General features: G+C 51.7%; 25 protein-coding genes. 21 read left to right on the top strand and 4 right to left on the bottom strand.

Annotated features, from left to right (window positions below):
- The first annotated feature begins 35 nt into the window (after nucleotides 1–35).
- From fliD to EHSB41UT_RS05715, 8 genes are read left to right on the top strand one after another with little or no spacing between them, the layout of a single operon-like run.
- Nucleotides 36–1,403 carry a flagellar filament capping protein FliD gene (gene fliD / locus EHSB41UT_RS05750; protein ID WP_087107690.1) on the top strand — a complete coding sequence of 456 codons (1,368 nt, stop codon included), beginning with the start codon at nucleotides 36–38 and terminating at the stop codon, nucleotides 1,401–1,403.
- A 38-nt stretch (nucleotides 1,404–1,441) separates the two neighbouring features.
- Nucleotides 1,442–1,879: a flagellar export chaperone FliS gene (gene fliS, locus EHSB41UT_RS05745; protein WP_087107688.1), complete on the top strand. Its 438-nt coding sequence runs from the start codon at nucleotides 1,442–1,444 to the stop codon at nucleotides 1,877–1,879.
- Entirely contained in the window at nucleotides 1,872–2,198 is a 327-nt protein-coding gene (locus tag EHSB41UT_RS05740; RefSeq protein WP_087107686.1) for a hypothetical protein, read from the top strand. Before fliS ends, EHSB41UT_RS05740 begins: the two co-directional genes overlap by 8 nt.
- An 8-nt stretch (nucleotides 2,199–2,206) precedes the next feature.
- On the top strand, nucleotides 2,207–3,490 hold the full coding sequence (locus tag EHSB41UT_RS05735) for a flagellar hook-length control protein FliK (RefSeq protein WP_087107684.1): 1,284 nt from the start codon (nucleotides 2,207–2,209) through the stop codon (nucleotides 3,488–3,490).
- 20 nt (nucleotides 3,491–3,510) lie between these two features.
- The gene (locus tag EHSB41UT_RS05730) at nucleotides 3,511–3,993 is read left to right on the top strand and encodes a flagellar basal body-associated FliL family protein (RefSeq protein WP_087107682.1); all 483 of its coding nucleotides are present in this window, start codon (nucleotides 3,511–3,513) and stop codon (nucleotides 3,991–3,993) included.
- A 24-nt stretch (nucleotides 3,994–4,017) separates the two neighbouring features.
- Nucleotides 4,018–4,755, top strand: coding sequence for a sigma-70 family RNA polymerase sigma factor (locus tag EHSB41UT_RS05725; protein ID WP_087107680.1), 738 nt, complete (start codon nucleotides 4,018–4,020; stop codon nucleotides 4,753–4,755).
- Nucleotides 4,756–4,757: 2 nt separating this feature from the next.
- Nucleotides 4,758–5,609 carry a flagellar motor stator protein MotA gene (gene motA, locus EHSB41UT_RS05720; RefSeq protein ID WP_087107678.1) on the top strand — a complete coding sequence of 284 codons (852 nt, stop codon included), beginning with the start codon at nucleotides 4,758–4,760 and terminating at the stop codon, nucleotides 5,607–5,609.
- Nucleotides 5,610–5,623: 14 nt separating this feature from the next.
- Complete coding sequence (locus EHSB41UT_RS05715; protein WP_087107676.1) at nucleotides 5,624–6,580, top strand: flagellar motor protein MotB; 957 nt, start codon at nucleotides 5,624–5,626, stop codon at nucleotides 6,578–6,580.
- A 3-nt stretch (nucleotides 6,581–6,583) separates the two neighbouring features.
- Here EHSB41UT_RS05715 and flgA read toward each other — a convergent pair whose 3' ends face one another.
- Nucleotides 6,584–7,303 (bottom strand): flagellar basal body P-ring formation chaperone FlgA, encoded by a 720-nt coding sequence (gene flgA / locus EHSB41UT_RS05710; RefSeq protein ID WP_087107674.1) that lies wholly within the window; start codon nucleotides 7,301–7,303, stop codon nucleotides 6,584–6,586.
- Between the two features lie 242 nt (nucleotides 7,304–7,545).
- Here flgA and flgB point away from each other — a divergent pair, with 242 nt between their 5' ends.
- From flgB to EHSB41UT_RS05645, 13 genes are all read left to right on the top strand, one after another.
- Entirely contained in the window at nucleotides 7,546–7,929 is a 384-nt protein-coding gene (gene flgB, locus EHSB41UT_RS05705; protein WP_087107673.1) for a flagellar basal body rod protein FlgB, read from the top strand.
- A 14-nt stretch (nucleotides 7,930–7,943) separates the two neighbouring features.
- Nucleotides 7,944–8,372 (top strand): flagellar basal body rod protein FlgC, encoded by a 429-nt coding sequence (flgC, locus tag EHSB41UT_RS05700; RefSeq protein WP_087107671.1) that lies wholly within the window; start codon nucleotides 7,944–7,946, stop codon nucleotides 8,370–8,372.
- A 25-nt stretch (nucleotides 8,373–8,397) separates the two neighbouring features.
- A complete protein-coding gene (locus EHSB41UT_RS05695) occupies nucleotides 8,398–9,051 on the top strand; it encodes a flagellar hook assembly protein FlgD (RefSeq protein ID WP_087107670.1) in 654 nt (217 codons plus the stop codon).
- Nucleotides 9,052–9,112: 61 nt separating this feature from the next.
- Nucleotides 9,113–10,327, top strand: coding sequence for a flagellar hook protein FlgE (flgE, locus tag EHSB41UT_RS05690; protein WP_087107668.1), 1,215 nt, complete (start codon nucleotides 9,113–9,115; stop codon nucleotides 10,325–10,327).
- Between the two features lie 14 nt (nucleotides 10,328–10,341).
- Complete coding sequence (locus EHSB41UT_RS05685) at nucleotides 10,342–11,079, top strand: flagellar basal body rod protein FlgF (RefSeq protein WP_087107666.1); 738 nt, start codon at nucleotides 10,342–10,344, stop codon at nucleotides 11,077–11,079.
- Nucleotides 11,080–11,238: 159 nt separating this feature from the next.
- Nucleotides 11,239–12,024, top strand: a complete 786-nt coding sequence (gene flgG, locus EHSB41UT_RS05680) for a flagellar basal-body rod protein FlgG (RefSeq protein WP_087107665.1) — start codon at nucleotides 11,239–11,241, stop codon at nucleotides 12,022–12,024.
- Nucleotides 12,025–12,041: 17 nt separating this feature from the next.
- On the top strand, nucleotides 12,042–12,758 hold the full coding sequence (locus EHSB41UT_RS05675; RefSeq protein ID WP_087107663.1) for a flagellar basal body L-ring protein FlgH: 717 nt from the start codon (nucleotides 12,042–12,044) through the stop codon (nucleotides 12,756–12,758).
- 12 nt (nucleotides 12,759–12,770) lie between these two features.
- Complete coding sequence (locus EHSB41UT_RS05670) at nucleotides 12,771–13,886, top strand: flagellar basal body P-ring protein FlgI (protein WP_087107662.1); 1,116 nt, start codon at nucleotides 12,771–12,773, stop codon at nucleotides 13,884–13,886.
- Between the two features lie 13 nt (nucleotides 13,887–13,899).
- Nucleotides 13,900–14,220 (top strand): rod-binding protein, encoded by a 321-nt coding sequence (locus tag EHSB41UT_RS05665; protein WP_087107660.1) that lies wholly within the window; start codon nucleotides 13,900–13,902, stop codon nucleotides 14,218–14,220.
- Nucleotides 14,221–14,276: 56 nt separating this feature from the next.
- Nucleotides 14,277–16,232: a flagellar hook-associated protein FlgK gene (flgK, locus tag EHSB41UT_RS05660; protein ID WP_087107658.1), complete on the top strand. Its 1,956-nt coding sequence runs from the start codon at nucleotides 14,277–14,279 to the stop codon at nucleotides 16,230–16,232.
- Nucleotides 16,233–16,256: 24 nt separating this feature from the next.
- On the top strand, nucleotides 16,257–17,411 hold the full coding sequence (flgL, locus tag EHSB41UT_RS05655) for a flagellar hook-associated protein FlgL (RefSeq protein WP_165767162.1): 1,155 nt from the start codon (nucleotides 16,257–16,259) through the stop codon (nucleotides 17,409–17,411).
- Between the two features lie 122 nt (nucleotides 17,412–17,533).
- Nucleotides 17,534–17,878, top strand: coding sequence for a flagellar biosynthesis anti-sigma factor FlgM (flgM, locus tag EHSB41UT_RS05650; RefSeq protein ID WP_165767161.1), 345 nt, complete (start codon nucleotides 17,534–17,536; stop codon nucleotides 17,876–17,878).
- Nucleotides 17,879–17,910: 32 nt separating this feature from the next.
- On the top strand, nucleotides 17,911–18,375 hold the full coding sequence (locus tag EHSB41UT_RS05645; RefSeq protein WP_087107652.1) for a flagellar protein FlgN: 465 nt from the start codon (nucleotides 17,911–17,913) through the stop codon (nucleotides 18,373–18,375).
- Between the two features lie 12 nt (nucleotides 18,376–18,387).
- Here EHSB41UT_RS05645 and EHSB41UT_RS05640 read toward each other — a convergent pair whose 3' ends face one another.
- Genes EHSB41UT_RS05640 through EHSB41UT_RS05630 form a run of 3 tightly spaced genes read right to left on the bottom strand, consistent with a single transcriptional unit; the run spans nucleotide 18,388 to nucleotide 21,090 of the window.
- Complete coding sequence (locus tag EHSB41UT_RS05640; RefSeq protein WP_087107650.1) at nucleotides 18,388–18,852, bottom strand: flagellar FliJ family protein; 465 nt, start codon at nucleotides 18,850–18,852, stop codon at nucleotides 18,388–18,390.
- Nucleotides 18,853–18,901: 49 nt separating this feature from the next.
- Nucleotides 18,902–20,257 carry a flagellar protein export ATPase FliI gene (gene fliI, locus EHSB41UT_RS05635; RefSeq protein ID WP_087107648.1) on the bottom strand — a complete coding sequence of 452 codons (1,356 nt, stop codon included), beginning with the start codon at nucleotides 20,255–20,257 and terminating at the stop codon, nucleotides 18,902–18,904.
- The gene (locus tag EHSB41UT_RS05630) at nucleotides 20,254–21,090 is read right to left on the bottom strand and encodes a FliH/SctL family protein (RefSeq protein ID WP_087107646.1); all 837 of its coding nucleotides are present in this window, start codon (nucleotides 21,088–21,090) and stop codon (nucleotides 20,254–20,256) included. Before EHSB41UT_RS05630 ends, fliI begins: the two co-directional genes overlap by 4 nt.
- Nucleotides 21,091–21,094 lie beyond the last annotated feature (4 nt).

Genomic DNA, 21,094 nt, shown 5'->3' with positions numbered 1-21,094 from the left:
CTTTTTATTACACAGCTAATCAGCCAGGTAAGGCCATGCTTCAGCTTTCCGGATTGGTTTCAGGTATTGATACGGCGGCACTTGTTGACTCTATTGTGCAGGCCGAGAGCGCTCCCAAGTTTTCCTCCCTTCAAAGGCAGCAAACCTCCGATACTGTTGAACTCTCTGCTCTCGGGCAGTTGCAGGGTGCTATCAACAGTTTTGATTCAGCTCTGGAAAAACTGGGGGAGTCGGAGGTCTTTGATGACCGCAAGGCTTCAGTCAGTGATTCTTCTGCACTGTCTGTCTCCCTTGGTGATAATGCCGTGACCGGCAGCTACTCATTCACCGTGCAGCAGCTGGCAACCAATCAGCAGCAAACTACCGGTAAGTTTGATCAGGGAACCACCTTTGGCACCGGGCAGCTCACGCTGACGGTGGCTGGGGAAGAACCATTGGTTCTGGAGTTGGATAGCTCCAATAACACGCTGGAAGGTATCCGCGATGCCATAAATAACGCTGAGGATAATCCCGGCGTGTCAGCAGCGATTATTAATGATGGTGATCAGCAACGTTTATTAATCAACAGTAACGAGACTGGCGAAGCCTTTGCTGTTGAGATTAATGGCGACGGGCTGGTGCTGGGCACCGAAGATGTTGATTTGCTGGCAGACCTCTCTGAGCTACAAGCCGCAAAGGATGCCCAGATTGTGATTGGTGATCCTGCCAATCCGGCAAGTATCACCGTGACCAGCAGTAGTAACAGCTTTGAAGATGTGATCGATGGCGTGACCTTGAATATCAAGGAGGTCACTACCTCTCCTGTTGTTATAGATATCTCATTGGACAAGAGCGGCTCCGAGAGTGCAATCCAGGGTTTTGTCTCGGCTTATAACTCGCTGATCACCACCATAAACAGCCTCACCAGTTACTCGGAGGGCTCCGGCGCTGCAGCCCTGACCGGGGACGCTACGGTAAGGGCGTTGGTGAATTCGCTACGCAGTGCACTTGGTGCTGAGATTGACGTTGATGGCGAGGGGCTTCGTCTGCTCGACTTCGGCATTCGTACCGCCAACGATGGCACTCTGACTATAGACAGTGAGCAACTGAGTGAGGCTGTCAGTGAAAATTTTTCTGCCTTACAAAATTTCTTTGCGGCCGATAACGGTTTAGTTGGTCAGGTCTCGACCGTTCTTGATCGCTACGATGAAAGCAGCGGCATACTGAAAGCGCGTATGGACCGGTTGAATGAAAGTCTGGTGGATCTGGATCGTGAGCTGGAAGATCTTAATGCCCGTATGGTGCAGGTTCGTGCCTATTGGGAAGATCGTTTTCTGGCCATGGAGCAGTCCCTGAGCCAGTTCAACTCAACCAGTAGCTGGCTGACCAACAATCTAAACGCACTGAATAATAACGACAACTAAACCCTATTTACCGACTGACCAGGGAAGGGACTATTGGGATGAGTAACGGTCTGACAGCCTATCGTAATGTGCAAAGCAAGGCACAGGCGGAAACAGCCGACCCCTACAAGTTGATTCAGCTGTTGTTTCAGGAGCTGATGGTATCCCTGGCCAGAGTAAAAGGCTGTATGGAACGCAACCAGCCGGACCAGAAAGGGGATCAGATCTCCCATTGCATTGAGATCCTTATGGCGCTGGATTCTTCCTTGAATGTTGAGGCTGGTGGAGAGCTGGCAGAGAACCTGCGCAGCCTGTATCGCTACTCGGTTCAGCAATTATTGGCAGCCGGTCCGGAAAACAGTCTGGATAAGGTGACCGAAGTTATTGGACTGATGAAGTCTATACGTGAAGCCTGGGATGGCATTGGCAAGCAGGCTCCAGCGCCGCTGCCAAAAGTTGATCAACAGTCTTCTGCCGGAGTGAGTGGCCATGCCTGAAGCTTCAGCGCTGACTGCGGAACATTTTCATCAGGCCCGGCATGAGCTTCAGCAAGCCTGGGATTTAAGGGACTGGAGTCTGTTAATGACCCGGGAGCACAGTGTTCGGAAAATGGCGGAACAGGCTTTTGCCGATAAACTACCGGATGGTGAACTGCGGGATGCGTTAATGGCTTTGCAGCAGCAATACCTGCGTATTGTTGAGGAAATGACGAGTGAGCGGAATCAGCTGAAAGAACAGTTGGACCAGCAAGGCAGCAAGCTCAGGGCTGTTCGTCATTATCACGCGACTGATCGAATGAAGGGATACGGAGAGTAAGACTGAGCATGGAAGGTTCTGCTGCACCCGCAACATTGCCAACTGTTGCCCTGCCTATGGGGTCTGCGGTGCTGAATCTGCAGCATGCCTCAACGTCTTCTGCTTTCTCTTCAAACTTACCCCAAAGCCTGCCGCAGGCCATGGCTCTTCCGGCCAGAGTCTCTTCTTTAAGAACAGCCCCGGCGCAACAGGGATTAACCTTTTTACCTGATTCTCTGCTGCAAGATCAGGAACTTTTGCAGCAACTGCTCACAGCGGAAGGGCAGGGTAGCGAAGGTTTCCCAGTTTTTGCCAACATACTCTCGACGGCTATTAACCCGCAGTTATCTGCCTCATCAACTGCTTCGGAATTGGAGCTGGCTTCAGGGATTGCCGTTGTCTCACACCCAATAGATAGAAGCTTAAACGGCAGAGCTGTTTTACCGATTACGGGGTTACCTACGGGGCAGCCAGTTTATAAATCTCTGACTGCTACTGAGTCAGTCCATAGCCTTTTGGCGCAGGATGTTGAGCAGCAAGCCTCTCGTTCCCAGTCACTGCCATTACAGAACCAACAACCACTGGAAATGGTGAAATCCGATTCGCAAACTTATCAACCGGCTGTTGAGGTTAGTCAGCAACTGCGCACATTAGAGCCTCTGACAGTGCTAAAAACACCAATCACTGTTGATCCAGAGTTTCAGGAATTCAACGAGCTGATCAAGACGACGAATCAACAACCGCAATTAAGAGCGGAGCAATCTTTACAGAACCCATCCTTACAAAATCATGGACTCTCTCAGGTTCGTTCGGATTCGCCTTTATCTCCTCAAACCTCTGTCGAAAGTGCAGAAGCATTGAAGCTCCTTGCCAACCCCACACGTTCATTCCAGGAGCAGCTCTCAGGGCAGGCCATTAAAGGGGAACAGATGGGCGAGCGGTTGATGGTGATGCTCAATAAAGACCAGCGGCAAGCCACTCTGCGGATGGATCCTCCTGAATTGGGGCAGCTAAAAATTATGCTGAAGGTGGATGGTGATCAGGTCGCCGTGCAGTTTCAGGCTGGCAATGCTCAGTTACGGGATATGTTGAACCAGCAGGTTGATCGACTCCGGCAGTTTTTTGATCAGCAGCAGATGAATCTGGTGAATGTGGATATATCCCATGAACGCTCCATGGGCGAGGGCAGAGGAGGAGAAGAGCTGCTGTCTTCCCGTGAGAGCAATATCACTGATACCTCCATGATGGAATCGCAAATCAGTGCTCTTGCTACGCCGTCCCAGGCGACAGGGCTTCTGGATATTTACGCATAAAAAATTAACAGGGAACGATTATGGCTGACGAAGACGATAACAAGGAAAAGGACAGCAAGGAGAGCGGCAAAAGCTCTTCCAGCATGATGCTGATTATTGCCATCGTTGGCCTGCTGGTTGTGGGGGGCGGCGGAGCGGCTTTCTTTATGATGGGCGCAGAAAAGGAAGAGAGCGAAGAAGAAATTGTTAAGAAGGCGTTGTTCCACAATCTGGAACCCTTTGTTATCTCCCTGACCGGTGACCGCAAACCCCACTATCTGCAACTTGAGCTGGCCATCATGACCCGCGAAGAGCCCATGGTGATGGTGCTGGAAGAAAATACGCCCCTGATCCGTAATGAGCTGATTGGCTTTCTCAATGGTATGACCTACAAAGATGCTCTGCTGGCTGACACACCGGACCGTCTGCGTAAAGGCTCGCTGGAGAAGGTACGTGAGGCATTGTCTGAGTTGGGCGGTGAGCAGGTCGAGGATGTCATGATTGTGAATATGGTTATCCAATAATCATATTCTCAAGACATCTGACCGATGGCTATGAACCAGCAGGGAATCGCGGCATACCAACAACAGAGCAAACCTGCTGCGGCTGGTGGTCTGGATGAACTGGTACGCAAGCATTTAGGGCTGGTCCGTAAAATTGCTCTGCATCTGGTCAGTTCTGTAGGGCATGTCGCGACCGTTGATGATCTGATGCAGTCCGGTGTGGTCGGTTTGATTGAAGCCGCCGGACGCTACGACCAGAGCCAGACCGCAACATTTGAACAGTTTGCCCGCCATCGTATCCATGGGGCGATGATCGATATGGTGCGTCAGGGTGACTGGCGCCCCCGCCGTACCCGCGAAGAGACCCAGCACCTCTCTAAAATTCTTACCCATCTGGAAAAAACTCTGGGTCGCCCGCCCCATGATCGGGAAGTGGCTGAGGCCATGGGATTTACCCTGGAACGCTATCAGAAGCTGCTGAACAGCACCCATGCAGCCAGGCTACTGAGTCTGGATGAGGTGCAGGATGCCGGGGAAGTGGTCGAAGACTCTGAGCATTCCTCCGAGGAAAGCATCTTTGAGTATTGTGAACAGGGGGATCTGGCCGATGCATTAAAAGAGCTTCCGGAAAGAACCCAGCAGATTTTCAACCTGTACTACGTGCAGGATATGAATATGAAAGAAATTGCTGCGGTGTTTGAAGTTTCGGAAGCCCGGATCTGTCAGCTGCATGGGCAGGGGCTGAAAAAGCTGAAAGCTCTTTTGAAGGATTGGGGTCAGTAGCCATGTTTAAAGTCGCCGGCTTTATCATCTTGTTAGCCAGCATTCTGGGCGGCTTCGTGCTGGCCCACGGTAACCTTATCAACCTCTGGCAGCCCTATGAGATCCTGATTATTGCCGGCGGGGCTTTTGGGGCATTTTGTATTGCCCACCCCTGGAAGGTGGTGGCGGCGGCTGGTCGGCATATCAAATTTACCCTGACTGGCACCGGCTACAACCAGAAATACTACGAAACCCTGCTACAGATGCTCAATCAGCTGTTTGAGGTGGCCCGGAAACAGGGCGGCAGAAAACAGCTGGAAGAACATATCGAGAATCCGGATAACAGCGAACTGTTCAAAAGCTATCCGCGTATTCTCAAAACCCCCCAGACCATGCTGTTTATCACCGATAATTTCCGCCTTTCACTTGTGGATAACCTTGATACCCACAACTTTGAAGCGCTGATGGAGCATGAGATCGAAACCTACGAAGGCGAGCTGTCCCGGCCGGGGAAAGCCTTGCAGGAGATTGCCGATGCCCTTCCCGGTTTCGGCATTATGGCGGCGGTACTGGGTATCGTAATTACCATGCAATCACTTGATGGCCCGCCGGAACAGTTGGGTGCCCATATCGGTGCGGCACTGGTGGGTACGTTTATGGGGGTATTCCTGGGTTATGGTGTGGTCGGTCCGATGGCTGGCTCCATCGTTCATTCTGTACATTATGAGATCAAGGCGCTGGAGTGCATCAAGGCGTCTCTGATCAGCTTCCGTCATGGAACACCGCCAGCCATGGCGGTAGAGGCCGGGCGTAAGGTGCTCTTTTCGGAAAGCCGCCCCTCCTTTGAAGAGATGGAAAAAATTCTCGAAGGCTGAGCCAGGAGTAGAACATGGCAGGAGACAAAGGCTCAGTCGTTATTGTAAAGAAGGTCAAAGGTGGCCACGGCGATGGTCACCATGGCGGCTCGTGGAAGGTGGCCATAGCCGACTTTGCCATCGCGATGATGGCTCTGTTTCTGGTGTTATGGCTGCTGGCTGTGACTGATGAGCAGCAGAAAGAAGTGATCTCCTCCTATTTTTCCGACCCCGGTTCCTTTACCAAGCAAGGCTCTGCTCACCCGATCGATCTTGGTGGTTCTCCCAATATTATTCAGGATATGAGCCTGAGTGGTCCTAATGGTCAGGGCAAAGATGGCACTGAAGTTGTGGGAGATATGCAGGCACCCCAGCGCGGTGAAAAGGTAGAGTTTGAGGAGCTGGTGAAAGAGCTGCAGAAGATGCTGAGTGGCGTAAAGGATGAAAAGCATCTTGATGAGTATGTGTTTATGGAAGTGTTGCCGGAAGGTTTAAGGCTGGTGATTCTCGACCATGATGAAGACCATATGTTCGAGAGTGGCAGCAGCCGTCTTACCCCATTTTATGAAGATCTTCTGATTGCCCTGGGCAAGGTGCTGAGTAAAACCGAGAGTGCGATCATGGTCAGCGGCCATACCGATGCCACACCGACCCGCGTTTATCGCTACAGCAACTGGAACCTTTCAGGGGAGCGGGCACTGATGGCTCAGAAGATTCTGAACTTCGGCGGCGTTCCGGATGAACAGTTTATTATGGTGGCAGCCCTGTCTGACCACGAGCCTCGTATACCGGATGACCCTTTTGATGGCTCCAACCGCCGGGTTGAGCTGATGATCCTGAATGATTTTATGGCGCAGCGGATTAAAAGACTGTTTGCCCCTGTTGAGCAAAATGGCTTGCCAAAGAAGAGTCCTATTCCGGAAGCGGATCTTGAGCAGGCAGATCAGGAAGCCCACGATAATCAGATTCCGGAAATTTATATTCCCGAATAACAATTAAAAGCTAGAAATACTGACTTTATTTTTGCCTGTCACTATAGCGGTTATCACCTTACCAGAGGACAGATTTCTGACCTGTACCTGATCCCCCAGCGATCCTGAATCCAGGGCCATTCCCTTCACGGCAATACGAAATCCCTTCTGACCTGCTTCAATATCGACGGCACTGTTTCTGTTAACCATATCCGGTGTGGCAACCATAGAAGGCTGCAGCACCCGATCTGAGTAAATCTGCCTGCGACTCATCTGTCCGGCAACATCACTGATGCGGGTGAAGTAGCGACCGTGCAGCGTCAGCAGATTTTCCCGCTTCAATAACAGATCATCTTTCAGGATTCGGGTATTGCGAGGGATGGTGACCTGACTTGATACAACTGGTTTATAGATGCCTATCTCGGCTCTGATATTTAGTGACCATTTGGGTTGTTGGCAATTCACCCGCCGGGTCAGTTTAGCGGTGATCTTTCCGGAACCTATTTCTTTGACTGAGGGCGTATGACTGCAGGGTTCCAGCTTGAGCTTTGGCAGTCTGGCCAGCGCGATGGAGATATCCCGACTGCCCAGCGTTTGTGCGTGCTTGAGAACCTGTTGATGTAATACTTTTTTTACTGCGGTTTCTATCTGCTGGTTTACTGTGTTTTTGGTAGCGTCACTCTGGCTTGCTGCCAACCCTGTCGAGAGCAAAGTAAAAGTCAGTAAGGTTATCTTGCTGTTCATACCTGCGAATCCTTCCCAGACTTATTCTTCTTTGGCTGACCCGGAATCCGTTTTCCGATAAACCGGAAAATGCCTTCCGCTTTTTAATCGTTATCTATTCACCTTAAACCAGAGACGGACTCCTGCAAGTGACGGAAAGGCTCTGGCTTGGGATGTCCTCTTAAGAATCAAGAGTTGGCACATTAATCGCACTATCTAGAAGACAGATTTGTATTGTGATCAGGGACGATCAGGACACAGACATGGCGATCAACTTTGATAAGGCATTGGGTATTCATCCGGACGCGCTGCAGTTTCGGGTTCAGCGTGCCATGGTACTGGCCGGTAACCTCGCTAATGTGGATACCCCGGGCTTCAAAGCCAAGGATATTGAATTTGGCGCAGTGCTGGAGCAGCAGAACAGCCGGTTGATGTCTTCGTCCGGCAACCATATGGGCAGTGTGGATCGCCTGGGTGATGGCAGTGTGAAGTACCGGATTCCTCAACAGCAAAGCACCGATGGTAACAGTGTCGAGCTGGGGGTTGAGCAGGCGAACTATGCCGAGAATGCGCTGGCCTTCCAGACCAGTTTTTCGTTCCTGAATATGAAGTTCAAAGGTTTGGCTCGCGCTATTAATGGTCGATAGGAAAATAAATAACAATGTCGCTTAATCAGATCTTCTCTATCGCCGGTTCTTCCGCTACCGCCCAGACTATTCGCTTGAATGCTGTCGCCAGTAATCTCGCCAATGCCGGCAGTGCTGGTTCTACCCCGGAAGAAGCCTATCAGGCACTTAAGCCGGTCTTTACCGTATTTCAGGATAATCCCGGCCCGGCCGGGCCTCTCTCTAACGCTTCGGTGCAGGTCAAGGTTTCAGATATTCAACGTATCACTGCAACGAATGAGCAGCGCCAGTATGAACCCGACCATCCTAATGCGGATGAAGATGGTTATGTGTTTTATCCCAAGGTCAATCTCGTATCCGAGATGGCGGATATGATGTCGGCCTCCCGTAGTTACCAGACCAGTATTGAAATCATGACAACTGCCAAGAAGATGCAGCAGCGGCTGCTGACCCTTGGGCAATAAAAGCAAATAACACGGAGCCAGTGATATGGATATCAATGGTCTTTCCCAGAAAACAGTAACCAACACCGGTGGTGTACAGCTGGGTGAAAGTGCAGGGCTGCAGCAAAAAGACTTTATGCAGATGCTGCTGGCCGAGGTGAATAACCAGGACCCACTTCAACCCAAGAGCAGTACGGACTTTGTTGCCCAGCTGGCGCAGATCACCAGTGTCGAGAATCTGGAAAATCTTAATCAAACCCTCAGCGGTATGGTGAGTTCCATGCAGTATTCCCAGGCTATGCAGGCAACAGATCTGGTGGGGAGAACGGTGACTGTACCCACCAGTGTTGTTGAGATTAACGACGGAGATAGTATTCGGGGCGAAGTCTCTCTGCCAACCATTGCTGACAGCCTTCGGGTGCTGGTTTCGGATGCTTCCGGGCAGATCGTTGGTGAGCTGGACCTTGGCCAGTCTTCAGCCGGACGACAGGCATTTGATATATCAGAGCTGGATTTGGATGCCGGTGTTTATTCACTGTCTGCTATCGCGACCAGTGGCGGTGAGCAGCTGAAGGTTCCGGTGTCGCTGACCTCCTCAGTCGAGAGTGTCGTGATTCCCAATGGTGGAACTGAGGTTGAATTAAATATTGCTGGCATTGGTGCTATGCCACTGTCCCAGATTGCCCGGGTTGGTGAGTAAGGCTGCGGTTCAAGATCGTATAGGAATAAGTCGTGCAGTAATAATCAGAAGGAGCTGATTTATGTCATTTGGTATCGGTTTGAGCGGGATGAAGGCTGCCAAGCAGGATCTGGAGGTCGTCAGTAATAACATTGCCAACTCAAACACCGTTGGTTTCAAATCCTCACGGAGTGAGTTTGCCGATCTTTATGCCTCGTCTCTTGGTGGGGGTAACAGCAAGCCTGCCGGGGTAAAAGTTGCCAATACATCTCAGCAGTTTACCCAGGGTAATCTGACCTATACCAACAGTGCCCTTGATCTGGCGATAAGCGGCAACGGCTTCTTTGTTTTGAACGACAATGGGCAGCAGGCGTATACCCGGGCAGGTTACTTCTCACTGGATCAGGAAAATTATCTGGTGAATAACCAGGGGCTGAGGTTGCAGGGGTTCTCGGCAGATGAGAACGGCAACATTCTGACCGGTACCCAGCAGGATCTGCAGGTGAGTGCGGCGGATATGCAGGCCAGTGCTTCCTCAACTTTGACCGGACAGCTAAACCTTGATGCCAGAAATCAGGTGCCGACCAGTGGCACTTTCAGTGCGGCTGATCCTGAATCCTACAACTCCACCATGGCTTTCAATATTTATGACAGTCAGGGCAACCCTCATATCCTCAGTCTTTATTTCAGCAAAACTTCAGATAACAACTGGGATGTAAACTATCAGTTTGATGGTGAAGATCTGGATCCAGCAACAACGATTACAGGTGGTCCACTGGTTTTTAATAATGACGGCACACTGGCTTCAGGTGGTGATATTGAGCTGACCGGTTTACCTATCTCAGGTGTCGATCCACTCGATCTTACACTTGATCTGTCCAAAATTACCCAGTTGGGAACAGAGTTCTCGGTCAACCAGGCCCTTCAGAATGGTTACCCTGCCGGTAAGCTGACCGGAATAGAAGTGGATGAAAATGGTTCCCTTCGGGCCCTGTACTCCAATGGTCAGACCCGTGTTCAGGGGCAGATTATTATGGCGGGCTTTGCCAATGAGAGTGGCTTGAATCCGATTGGTGACAGCCTCTGGCGCGGAAGCTTTGCTTCGGGGGCACCAATCTATGGCCTCGCTGGAGCCGGTACCCTTGGATCACTGCAGGCTGGGGCTTTGGAGCAATCGAACGTGGATCTCTCCATTGAGTTGGTGCGACTGATCGAAGCTCAGAGAAACTATCAGGCCAATGCCAAAACCATTGAGACATCCAATAACCTGACTCAGACCCTGCTGAATATTATCTGACGAGGGATTAATAAATGGATAAATCCCTTTATGTCGGTTTATCAGGCGCCAGTCGTACGCTGCAGGCGCAGCTGGTACATGCGAATAATCTGGCCAACCTGAGTACAACCGGGTTTCGTGCAGATTTTGTGATCTCCGATTATGTGGAAACCAGTGGCGATGGTATGCCCAGCCGGGTGATGACCGTGCCAAAAGGCGTGGGGAGCCGTATGTCATCCGGTGCTGTAAACCATACCGGACGGGAGCTGGATATTGCCGTGGCCGGTGAAGGCTGGATTGCGGTTCAGGATAAGGAAGGTTTGGAAGCCTATACCCGTGCTGGTGATCTGATGGTTTCTGCAGACGGTGATCTGGTCAATGGTGCAGGTCATCCTGTGCTGGGAAATGGTGGTGCCATGAATCTTACAGCTTATCGAAAAGTGCAGGTGGGTTTTGATGGAACAGTCAGTGTGCTTCCTGTGGGAGGTGGCGGTGAGCTGATTGAAGTTGGGCAGATCAAACTGGTAAATCCTGCGGCGGGAGATATCTACAAAGGTGAGGATGGCCTGTTCCGTCGCTTTGATGGTGAAGATGCTGATCAGGATGGGGCAGTGCAGCTGCGCCCGGAACATCTGGAAACCAGTAATGTCAGTGCGATTGAAGAGATGATTGGGTTTATGAATCTCTCCCGGCAGTTCGAGATGCAGTTAAAAACCATGCAGAACACAGAGCAGATGGCAGCCAGTGGTGACCGTGTGTTAAGGGATGAATAGCAAACAACGCAAATGCTGCAGGCGAGGATTTGGATTGCTTCATCAAAGGCCAGGATGGCCTGAGAGCGACTCAATACATGGATGTATTGCTGGAGCGGATGAAGGAATGCAAATTCCTCGCACAACGTAACAAAGAGGATCAAACGACAGGGAGGTCGTATGAATCCGGCATTATGGATTAGCAAAACAGGTCTGGCGGCGCAGGATCGCCAGATGTCGATCATTTCCAATAACCTGGCCAATGTGAACACCATTGGCTTTAAGCGTGACCGGGTCAGTTTTGAAGACCTGTTCTACCACATAGAAAAACAACCGGGTGCTTTATCGGATCAGCAGAATACCTTGCCTTCCGGTATGCAGGTGGGCAGTGGTGTGCGAATTGCCGGTACCCAGAAAGTATTCACTCCAGGCAGCTACCAAACTACCAGTCAGGCGTTGGATATGGCCATTGTTGGCAATGGTTTTTTCCAGGTGACGCTTCCAGATGGTTCGGCAGGTTATACCCGTAACGGACAGTTTCATCTGAATACCGATGGCAGCCTGGTGACTGCAGCCGGTCAGCCGGTGGAACCCAATATTGTTGTGCCTGCCGATGTGACCAACCTGACAGTGAGTGAGGATGGTCGGGTAATGGTGAGCGTGCCCGGCTCGGTGGAGCCATTGGAGCTGGGGCAGATCAGTCTGGTGAGTTTTGTGAATCCGGCAGGCTTGCAGGCGAAAGGTGGAAATATCTATCTGCAGACCGCTGCCAGTGGTGACCCGGTTGAAGGTGTTGCCGGCGAGGAAGGGCTTGGCTCGGTTAAGCAATACACACTGGAAACTTCCAATGTCACGGTCGTGGAAGAGCTGGTCAATATGATTTCAGTGCAGCGAGCCTACGAGATGAACTCAAAGGTGATCTCTGCCACCGATGAAATGCTGCAGTTTGCCAATCAGACACTTTAAACGGAGGTAAATGAACGATGACGTTTGCCTTACCGTTTTTCTCACGATGTCTGATTGTTGGCTGGATCTGGATGCTGGTGGGATGCGAGATGATGCAGACCAAAGAAGGGCCAGCTCCGGTTGCGGATATCTCCGTGCCAAGGCCTTATATGCAGCCCAAACCTCCTTCCAAAGATGTGGAAGACAGTCTGTTTAAAAGCTCCTATGCCATGCAGCTGTTTTCTGACCGGCGAGCCTATCGGGTGGGCGATATCCTCACGGTGCGTCTGGAAGATAAAACAGAAATTACTAAGGACTCCGGCACAGACCTGAATAAAGGCGGCGGTATCTCCATTCCTGATCCGACCATCTTCGGGAAAACCGGTGCTCAACTGCTTGGTGGCGGTCGCTCTCTGGGTTTTGATATCAATCCTAACCGTACCTTTAATGGCAGCTCCAAGCTCTCTCGCAAAAATGAAATCAAAGAGAGCTTTATCAGTGTGCAGGTTATTGCCGTGTTGCCCAATGGCTCTTTGCGGGTGGCGGGGGAGAAGTGGCTGCGGCTGAATAATGATGCCGAGTTTGTTCAGGTGACAGGACTGGTTCGTCCGGAAGATATCACCACGGATAACGAAGTCTCATCCCGTCGTATAGCTCAGGCCAATATTACCTATTCCGGTGTTGGCCCTGAACAGGATGTTCATCGGCAGGGCTGGTTATCTCGGGCGCTGAACAGCCCCTGGTTCCCTTTCTAGGAGCACGGAAGTATGAACAGAAAAACAGGCAGGGAGAGCCTGCTGATCACGTTATTCATCGTGCTGTTCTGGACAGGCAGTGCTCAGGCGGAACGCTTGTTGGATATGGTGGATGTTCAGGGTGTCAGAACCAATCAGCTCTTGGGTTATGGGCTGGTTGTCGGTCTTGATGGAACCGGTGATAAAACCAAGAAAGGGCATTTCACCTCCCAGTCGCTGGTGAATATGTTGCGGGAGTTCGGCATTACCCTGAATGCCAGTGACCCTGCACTAAAGAATGTGGCTGCGGTTTCAGTGAGTGCCGAGCTGCCGCCCTTTGTTCGCCCCGGTCAGCAGATTGATGTGATTGTGTCTTCTATCGGAGATGCTTCCAGCCTGAAAGGCGGCACTTTGCTGATGACTCCGCTGAAAGGTATCGATGGGGAAATCTATGCCATTGCCCAGGGCAATATGGTGGTTGGGGGGGCTTCTGCTGCGGGGGCTGGAGGTTCCAAGGTCACGGTGAATACGGTGACCGTTGGTCGCGTTCCCAATGGCGCAACGGTGGAACGTTCCGTACCCAGCAGTTTCAACCGTGGGGATGAAATTGTCCTGACTTTGAAGAAGCCCAGTTTTACCAATGCCCGCAGTATTGTTCGCCGGGTGAATGAACACTTAGGGCCGGAAGTGGCCAAGGCCTGGGATGGAGCTTCTGTGATTGTGAAAGCGCCACGGGATCAAGGTCAGCGGGTGACATTTATGTCGGTACTGGAAGGATTGGAGGTCACACCGGCTCAGCCACCGGCCAGAGTTATCTTTAACTCCCGTACCGGCACTGTCGTGATGGGGCAGAATGTGCGGGTGCTGCCAGCGGCAGTCAGCCATGGCAGTCTGGTTGTCACGATTCAGGAGACCAACTCGGTCAGTCAGCCTAACCCTCTGGCGTCTGGAACCAGTGTCGGAGTTACCAACAGCAATGTGGCGATTGAAGAACAGACCGGCAGTTTGTTCTATGTGCCGGAGAGTGTCTCTTTGCAGGATATTGTGACTGCGATAAATGGAGTCGGGGCGTCGCCTTCTGATTTGATGTCCATCCTGCAGGCCTTGAAAGAAGCTGGGGCTTTACGGGCCGAGCTGGTGGTTATTTAGGGAGAATAACCGGATGAATATTGATAGCAGCGCATTGCTCACCAGTGTCGATTTAATGGGAAAGCAGGGAACGCCGAAAGATTTAAAAGAAGCTGCCGAAGCTTTTGAATCCCTGTTTATCAACATGATGTTGAAAAGTGCCCGACAGGCCAATGCCGTCTTTGCAGAAGATTCTCTGTTTGGCAGCTCACAGATGGATATGTATCAGTCGTTGTTTGATAGCCAGATCGCTCAGGAGATGAGCCAGTCTGGAAAGTTTGGCCTTGCGGATATGTTGGTGAAACAGCTGGGTGGTGAGCCGGACAGCGGCACAGCCATCGATGTAGAGAGTTAAACCTGCACGTAGAGAGCTAAAAAAATTGGTGTAAGAGATAACACAAGGAGCGTGTTATGAGTCTTTCCGATATTGGCATTAGCGGCATGCTGACAGCGCAAAAGCAGCTGACCGTGACCAGTAATAATATTGCCAACGTCAACACTATCGGATACAGCCGACAGGAAGTGCTGCTTTCGGCAATCGCGACTACTTCCCCCGGGCAGGCCAGTACCGGAAACGGTGTTGTGGTCACCGATGTGCGACGCCTGGCAGATAGTTTTCTGATCGGCCAGCTTCGCGACAGTGTCACTCTCTATAACGAGAAGATGGTCAGTTCCCAGTATATGACCCAGATGGACAGCTATCTGGGTAATGAAAGCTCCATTATTACCGCCGGTCTTGATCAGTTCTTTGCTGCAGCAAACGCCGCCAGTGTTGACCCTGCCTCCTTGCCTGCCAGACAGCAGCTGATCAGTGAAGCCATTGCCTTGAGCCAACGTTTTAATACCGTACAGGATCAGTTGGACTCCCAAAGTCGTTTGTTAACCATCCAGCTGGATACGGCCACCGCACAGGCTAACTCCTACATAGAAAGTATTGCCGGGTTTAACCAGCAGATTCAGGCTGCGCTCAGTAATGGCAGTAATCCCAATGATCTGATGGACCAGCGTGAGCAGGCGATACAGGAACTGGCGACTCTTACAGGATTGAATGTTCTGCCCCAGCCGGACGGGATGGTGAATGTCTATCTGACGTCCGGTTATCCGCTGGTGCTTGGCAGTCAGACCAACACTCTGTCAGTTGGGCAGCACCCTGTTGATCCTAATCTGGCAGGTATTTATCTGAATACCTCAGCTTCGACCATTCCTCTGACTGCCAATCTGGGAGGCACGATTGGTGGGTTGCAGTCCTATCAGTCCGATATCCTGCCACAGGTACAGAATGAGATTGGCCGGCTGGCAATAATCTTTTCCGACAATGTGAACAGCCTGCTGGCGGGTGGCTACGATCTGGATGGTCATCAGGGCGAGCCAACCAGTCAGCTGATGAATGATGTGAACTGGCTCTCGTCTGTCGACAGGATCAAGCCTGATATCAATAACACTGGCGACGCCCGACTGAGCCTGGATGTGCTCGATATGGCGGCATTAAAGCCCGGCGGTAACTACACCCTGACAGTGACCGGCGGCAATTACGATATTACTGATGATACAGGAGCATCCGTTGCCACAGGGCTGGTCGCAGATATCAACACGGCAGGCTTTGATGGTTTGGGGCTGACACTGCATGGCGGCACCCTGGCCGATGGCGATGTTTATGAGCTGAACTTTCCTATCAGCGGTATACCAGCCGCGGATCGTGTACTGGCTACGAATGGAAACGACACTTTGCTGCTGGCAGTGGACGACAGCAGCATGTTGCAGGCCAGCAATTATGTTCTGACTGTGAATGGCGGTAACTACCAGATTGCCCGGCAGAGTGATGGACTGGTTGTGTCCAATGGTGCCGTTCCTGCAGCCGGTTCCGCTCCTATTGAGTTTGATGGGTTAAAGCTCAGCCTCAATGAAGGCACTCTGGAGGATGGTGAGGTTTATCTGCTCCAGCCTGCGCGCCGAGCTGCCGATGAGATTGGTGTCGCGGTAGAAAATGCCCGGTCACTGGCTTTTGCTTCTGAAGCCGGCTCGCTGGGGGATAACACCCAGTTACAGGCCCTGGTTGATCTGCAAAATGCCGAGCTGGTTAGTGATGGCGTAATCAATGGTCAGGTTGTCGACGGTGGCGTCAGTCTTGGGGAAGGTTACACCCGGCTGGTGGGACGAATGGCGGTCATGACCTCGCAGGTGAACACAGAGCTGCAAACCAGCCAGTCACTCTACGAGCAGGCGCGGGATGCCAGGGATGGATACAGCGGCGTAAACCTCGATGAGGAAGCGATGATGCTTGTGCGGGCCGAGCAGGCTTATGCGGCCAGTGCCCAGGTGATCTCGGTGGCGCAATCCACCTTCGATACCTTGCTAAGAATGTTCTAGACGCTTTTCAGGGAGTGAATGGCGATGCGAGTCAGTACTACCCAGTTCAGTAATATGATGATGACTGTGATGCAGCGGCAGAGCAGCAATCTGGCCAGAACTTTTGACGATATCAGTTCGGGCAAACGTATTCAGCAGCCCAGTGATGATGCGCTGGCCACGGTTAAGATCCAGCATTTCAACAAAGAGATTGCCTCGCTGGAGCAGTATGTGTCTAACGTGAATCAGCTCCAGGGTACGCTACAGCAGGAAGATACTTTGCTGGCCAATATGGTCAATGTCGTACAGCGTACTCGGGAGAGTGTACTGCTGGCCGGTAATGGCGCTTACGACGAAAGCAATCTGAAGTCTGTAGCAGGAGAGATCGATGAACAGATTAATGAGCTCGTAAGTCTGGCCAATTATCGACTGGCGGATGGGCAGTATATGTTCGCTGGTAACAGTACCCAGAATGAGCCTATCCAGGAGAGTGGCCGGTACTATTATCAGGGTGATGACAAGCAGCGGATGGTTGCGATCAGTACCTCAACCAAGGTGGCCAGTAACGACCCCGGCTTTGATATATTTTTCGACAAAGGTGCCCGGATAGATGCTGGAGCAACCAATGTGTCGGAGGCACAAGGTTATTCCATTACGGACAACAGCCGGTTTACCGAGGTGGCTTCTATTGAATTGAATTTTGATGGCACCAACTGGACCGCTATTCCCACCGATTGGCAAGGTAACACGCTTCCGGCAGAGCCAGTCACCGTCACCGGTAGTCAGCTGGATATCAATGGTATTGCCACTGTGGATCTGGATGGCATACCGACAGCGGGAGACTCTTTCACCATTCAGAATATGGATATCTTTACCGCTTTGACCCGGCTGAGTGACGCGCTCAACGGGAATGGTGACCTGCAGCAGGAGATTAATACGGCTCTTGCGGTGGTGGATCAGACCATCAGTTCACTGGGAGAAGCTCAGACCAATGTGGGCGGGCGGCTGAATATGCTCGACTCCACCCTGAATAGCCATCAGGACGTGATTTTGATGGATCAGGTTCTCAAGGCGGAGCTGGAAGATCTGGATTATAGCGAGGCGATTTCCCGCCTGAACCTGCAGGAAACGGCACTTCAGGCCAGTCAGCAGGCGTATATGAAGATCCAGGGGCTCTCGCTGTTTAATTATTTGAGATAAGCCAGTTTAAATAAAGAATGCCGGGGAAAAGAATCATGACAGGGGTATCAGGAGCCAAAGACTTAAGTTCGGTCGGTTTTTTGCCGAAGGGCAATAATAAGCTCCACACTTCCGGAACCGATATGAGCGAATCTGACAGAATAAAAGCCCGTTCCGGCTCAACGCCCATCGCCAGAAAGTCATCGGTTGGCAGCGCTGCCAAAGTTTCCTCGGGAGTCTCGTCGGGTAAGGCTACCTCTACTTCTTCACAACAAACCAGTATTGATAAGGTTGAGCTCAGCACCGGAGCTCAGCTTCTGGAGGCTCTGGGCAGTGAAGTTGAAGCCCTGCAGGATATTGATCTGGCCCGTGTTGAAGAGGTGAAAGAAGCCATCCGCAATGGTCGTATGCCGGTGGATCATGAACAGCTGGCCAACCGTATGCAGGCCTTCTTCAAGCAGTTGGCAGAAGACTCCGGTCGTTCTTAATAAATAATTATTTCAGTCAGGACTCTCTTATCATGGATGCTCTCGCCCGTAATATTCTGGATGCCGGAAATCTATTCGACTCTCTCGAAACCACCTTGCTGGCACAGCATCGCCACCTGCTTGAGCGGGATATGGCGGCTGTGGAAGATGATACCCGGCAGTTAAAAAGCTATCTGGCGCGTATCCGCTCGAATGTGCTGCTGCGTAATCAACAGCTGGTGGCTGCAGGCTTCTCAGCGGATGAAACCGGAATGCAGGATTACCTGAATGCCTTGCCGGAAAAAAGACGAATTATGGTCGAGCAGCAGTGGCGAGAGTTGGAACTGAAAGTCACCCGGTGTCGGGAAATTAATAGTGTGAATGGTCGCCTGCAGGGGCGTCTGCGTTCGGTCACGGCTAAGCTGCTGGGGCTGATCTGGGGACAAATACCGGGGCGAGCCTACAATCGTTTTGGCCAGATTGTGATTGAGGCACCGAAGAATCTCTCCGGTGCCTGATTTGGTTACAGACTACATTATTTGCTGACGGGAAAACTGGTTGGCCGCCTGCTCATCCAGTTGTTTCTGTTCCTGTTTATTGGCCAGAAGCTGCTGTTTCCTTCTCAGCTTTTCCATCGCCTTTTCCATGGATTTAATTTTTTGCTGTTCTTTCAGGGCTTCATCCTGACAGCGCTGGAAGGTTTTCTGTTCCCGCTCAACTTCATTGCTTTGCAGATCGCGGATATCCAGCAGCAGCTGGCGAAAACCAATCTGGTTGGTCAGCGATAAAGGCTTTTGGTAAGACGGAGTATTGCGATAGTCCTCCAGAGCCGCATCCAGCTTTTCCAGCTGCAGGGTCTGGTTGCGCAGAAACATGGCGGCCTGATGAGTACGCATCCGGGCTTGATCAAACCGGGTACGCTGGTGGTCCAGGCACTTATTCAGTAAATGAATGCTTTTATCTGTGGTGGAATTGTGTGATTGATTGAGGCTCATAAAACATCCTTGTTTTTGTGAGTTTATTGTTTTGTGCGACAGTTATTGCCTAGGACTGCGTCGCTGTACTGTTCTGAACGACGGCTTCCTGCTGAACAGCTTCCCCGTTAAAGATCGACGACAACTGTTGAATGCTGCTGTTGCTGTCAACCTGTTCAAACATCCCCTGCTGTAGATAACCTTGCAGCTGGGGATGAAACTCCATAGCCTGATCCATCTGCAGATCAGCCCCTTTCTGATAAGCGCCGATAGAAACCAACTCTTTTAATTGCTGGTAGCGGGCATACATGGTCCGGAATTGCTGAATACCTTGCTGGTGTTGTTCTGTGGTTATCTGCGGCAGTGTCCGGCTGATGGATGTTGTAATGTCGATAGCCGGATAGTGTCCGCTGTCAGCCAGCTCACGGTTTAAAACGATATGCCCGTCCAGAACCGAACGGGCGGCATCAACCACCGGATCCTGCAAATCATCCCCTTCCGTTAACACCGTGTAGAAGGCGGTAATGGAACCACTGCCTTCCGCACCGTTTCCTGCTCGTTCAACCAGTTTGGGAATCAAGGCAAATACCGAAGGTGGATAACCTTTGGAGGTTGGCGGCTCTCCGACAGACAGGGCAATCTCTCTTTGGGCCTGGGCATAACGGGTAAGGGAATCCATCAGCAGCAGAACATCCTTGCCTTCATCCCGAAAGTGCTCAGCGATACGGTGGCAAAGCTGGGCCGCTCTCAGGCGCATAACAGGAGAGGAATCGGCAGGTGCGGCGATAACCAATGCCCGTTCGAGGCCGCCATTACACAATGTCTGTTCGATAAACTCTTTCACTTCCCGCCCACGCTCACCAATCAGTCCGACGATGGTGATATCCGCTGCAGTATTGCGAGTCATCATGCCCATCAGCACACTTTTGCCGACACCACTCCCGGCAAACAGACCCATACGCTGGCCTTTTCCTACGGTAAGCAAACCGTTGATGGAGCGCACGCCAACATCCAGAGGCGTAGAAATAGGCTGACGGTTCATGGGATTAATCGGATCGGCATGCAGACGAATATGCTTCTCGCCGTTAATGGCAGGGCCACGGTCGAGAGGGTTGCCAAGGCCATCAATCACTCGCCCCAGCAAGCCATCGCCGACAGGAATATCGCACTCATCAGACAACGGCTTCACTCTATCGCCGGGGCGAAGGCCGGTCGGGTTGGTGAGTGGCATCAGGAAATGGCGGTCGCCATTAAAACCAACAACTTCCGCTTCCACCTGAAGATTATTTTCACCCTCAACCAGACAACGTTCACCGGTCGCCAGACGACATCCGGTTGCTTCCAGCACCAGCCCGCTCATACGTTTGAGTCGGCCATGCATGCGTGCAACCGGCAGGGTTTTCAGCGCAGACAGCAGATGACTCATACCAGAATCTTCTCAAGTTCAGAGGGAAGATGCTGGCGCACCTGTTCGAGGCAATCCTGCATTCGTTGCTTATGGCTGGATTCGGCTTCGGAGTGTTCGGCTTCGATATAGCAATCGCCGGGGGCGACCTCAGGAGCTGAGATAATTGTCCACCGCTCACGAATTTCTGGATGCAGCTGGATTAAACGTTCGGAATCCACAGGATTTAAATGCACCTGATAACGGCCGTGATGATCGGGAAGCTGTTCAAGAGTGTCTTCAATCACCTTGTGAATCTGTTCCGGGCGGTTACGCATCTCCACCCGGGTAATATGGCTGACGGCCGTTTCAATCACCTGAGTCAGCAACTCGGAAAGCTGCTGCCGGTGCTGCAGGCTCAGGTTGCGAATCTGGGAGAGCTGCTGATTCATCTGGCCGGATAGGAAATCCATATCCTGCCGGCTGCGCTCCATGCCTTGTTGATAACCCTGATCTGCACCTGCCTTTGTGCCTTCTTCCAATCCCTTCTGGTAACCCTGCTCGTGGCCCTGTTTTAAACCGGCCTCTGTTCCTTCAGCAAAGCCCTGTTTGTAACCATCTTCCTGCCCTTTGGTTATCCCCTGTTGATAACCACTGCGGAAACCTTCCTGCCGATCTTGTTCTGAGTGGGAGGTTTGATTGTTGGACGGCGCAGGACGGGTTTTCTGAACAACCGGTTCGGTAATAATGGCGGAGGGCTCATCCACCGGCAGCTCCCGCTGAACGGGCTTGGCAAAGGCTGGGAACATGACCTTCTCCGCCTGGGCATTGCTGGGCGTATGATTGGGTTTCAGTATCTTGCCGGTGGTTTTCATAACG

The organism is Parendozoicomonas haliclonae (genome assembly GCF_900174585.1).
GTDB lineage: Bacteria > Pseudomonadota > Gammaproteobacteria > Pseudomonadales > Endozoicomonadaceae > Sansalvadorimonas > Sansalvadorimonas haliclonae.
The sequence above is the reverse complement of the archived record's forward strand: the minus strand, read 5'-3'. Positions and strand labels throughout refer to the sequence as shown.

What these genes read in the sequence shown, in the direction of transcription:
- motA (WP_087107678.1), top strand. Translation starts at nt 4,758, where the DNA reads ATGTTTAAAGTCGCCGGCTTTATCATCTTGTTAGCCAGCATTCTGGGC.
- EHSB41UT_RS05685 (WP_087107666.1), top strand. Translation starts at nt 10,342, where the DNA reads ATGGATAAATCCCTTTATGTCGGTTTATCAGGCGCCAGTCGTACGCTG.
- EHSB41UT_RS05670 (WP_087107662.1), top strand. Translation starts at nt 12,771, where the DNA reads ATGAACAGAAAAACAGGCAGGGAGAGCCTGCTGATCACGTTATTCATC.
- flgA (WP_087107674.1), bottom strand. Translation starts at nt 7,303, where the DNA reads ATGAACAGCAAGATAACCTTACTGACTTTTACTTTGCTCTCGACAGGG.
- flgK (WP_087107658.1), top strand. Translation starts at nt 14,277, where the DNA reads ATGAGTCTTTCCGATATTGGCATTAGCGGCATGCTGACAGCGCAAAAG.
- fliD (WP_087107690.1), top strand. Translation starts at nt 36, where the DNA reads ATGCTTCAGCTTTCCGGATTGGTTTCAGGTATTGATACGGCGGCACTT.
- EHSB41UT_RS05715 (WP_087107676.1), top strand. Translation starts at nt 5,624, where the DNA reads ATGGCAGGAGACAAAGGCTCAGTCGTTATTGTAAAGAAGGTCAAAGGT.
- EHSB41UT_RS05640 (WP_087107650.1), bottom strand. Translation starts at nt 18,852, where the DNA reads ATGAGCCTCAATCAATCACACAATTCCACCACAGATAAAAGCATTCAT.
- EHSB41UT_RS05695 (WP_087107670.1), top strand. Translation starts at nt 8,398, where the DNA reads ATGGATATCAATGGTCTTTCCCAGAAAACAGTAACCAACACCGGTGGT.
- EHSB41UT_RS05735 (WP_087107684.1), top strand. Translation starts at nt 2,207, where the DNA reads ATGGAAGGTTCTGCTGCACCCGCAACATTGCCAACTGTTGCCCTGCCT.
- EHSB41UT_RS05725 (WP_087107680.1), top strand. Translation starts at nt 4,018, where the DNA reads ATGGCTATGAACCAGCAGGGAATCGCGGCATACCAACAACAGAGCAAA.
- flgL (WP_165767162.1), top strand. Translation starts at nt 16,257, where the DNA reads ATGCGAGTCAGTACTACCCAGTTCAGTAATATGATGATGACTGTGATG.
- EHSB41UT_RS05665 (WP_087107660.1), top strand. Translation starts at nt 13,900, where the DNA reads ATGAATATTGATAGCAGCGCATTGCTCACCAGTGTCGATTTAATGGGA.
- flgE (WP_087107668.1), top strand. Translation starts at nt 9,113, where the DNA reads ATGTCATTTGGTATCGGTTTGAGCGGGATGAAGGCTGCCAAGCAGGAT.
- fliI (WP_087107648.1), bottom strand. Translation starts at nt 20,257, where the DNA reads ATGAGTCATCTGCTGTCTGCGCTGAAAACCCTGCCGGTTGCACGCATG.
- EHSB41UT_RS05730 (WP_087107682.1), top strand. Translation starts at nt 3,511, where the DNA reads ATGGCTGACGAAGACGATAACAAGGAAAAGGACAGCAAGGAGAGCGGC.
- flgM (WP_165767161.1), top strand. Translation starts at nt 17,534, where the DNA reads ATGAGCGAATCTGACAGAATAAAAGCCCGTTCCGGCTCAACGCCCATC.
- flgC (WP_087107671.1), top strand. Translation starts at nt 7,944, where the DNA reads ATGTCGCTTAATCAGATCTTCTCTATCGCCGGTTCTTCCGCTACCGCC.
- EHSB41UT_RS05675 (WP_087107663.1), top strand. Translation starts at nt 12,042, where the DNA reads ATGACGTTTGCCTTACCGTTTTTCTCACGATGTCTGATTGTTGGCTGG.
- EHSB41UT_RS05630 (WP_087107646.1), bottom strand. Translation starts at nt 21,090, where the DNA reads ATGAAAACCACCGGCAAGATACTGAAACCCAATCATACGCCCAGCAAT.
- flgB (WP_087107673.1), top strand. Translation starts at nt 7,546, where the DNA reads ATGGCGATCAACTTTGATAAGGCATTGGGTATTCATCCGGACGCGCTG.
- flgG (WP_087107665.1), top strand. Translation starts at nt 11,239, where the DNA reads ATGAATCCGGCATTATGGATTAGCAAAACAGGTCTGGCGGCGCAGGAT.
- fliS (WP_087107688.1), top strand. Translation starts at nt 1,442, where the DNA reads ATGAGTAACGGTCTGACAGCCTATCGTAATGTGCAAAGCAAGGCACAG.
- EHSB41UT_RS05740 (WP_087107686.1), top strand. Translation starts at nt 1,872, where the DNA reads ATGCCTGAAGCTTCAGCGCTGACTGCGGAACATTTTCATCAGGCCCGG.
- EHSB41UT_RS05645 (WP_087107652.1), top strand. Translation starts at nt 17,911, where the DNA reads ATGGATGCTCTCGCCCGTAATATTCTGGATGCCGGAAATCTATTCGAC.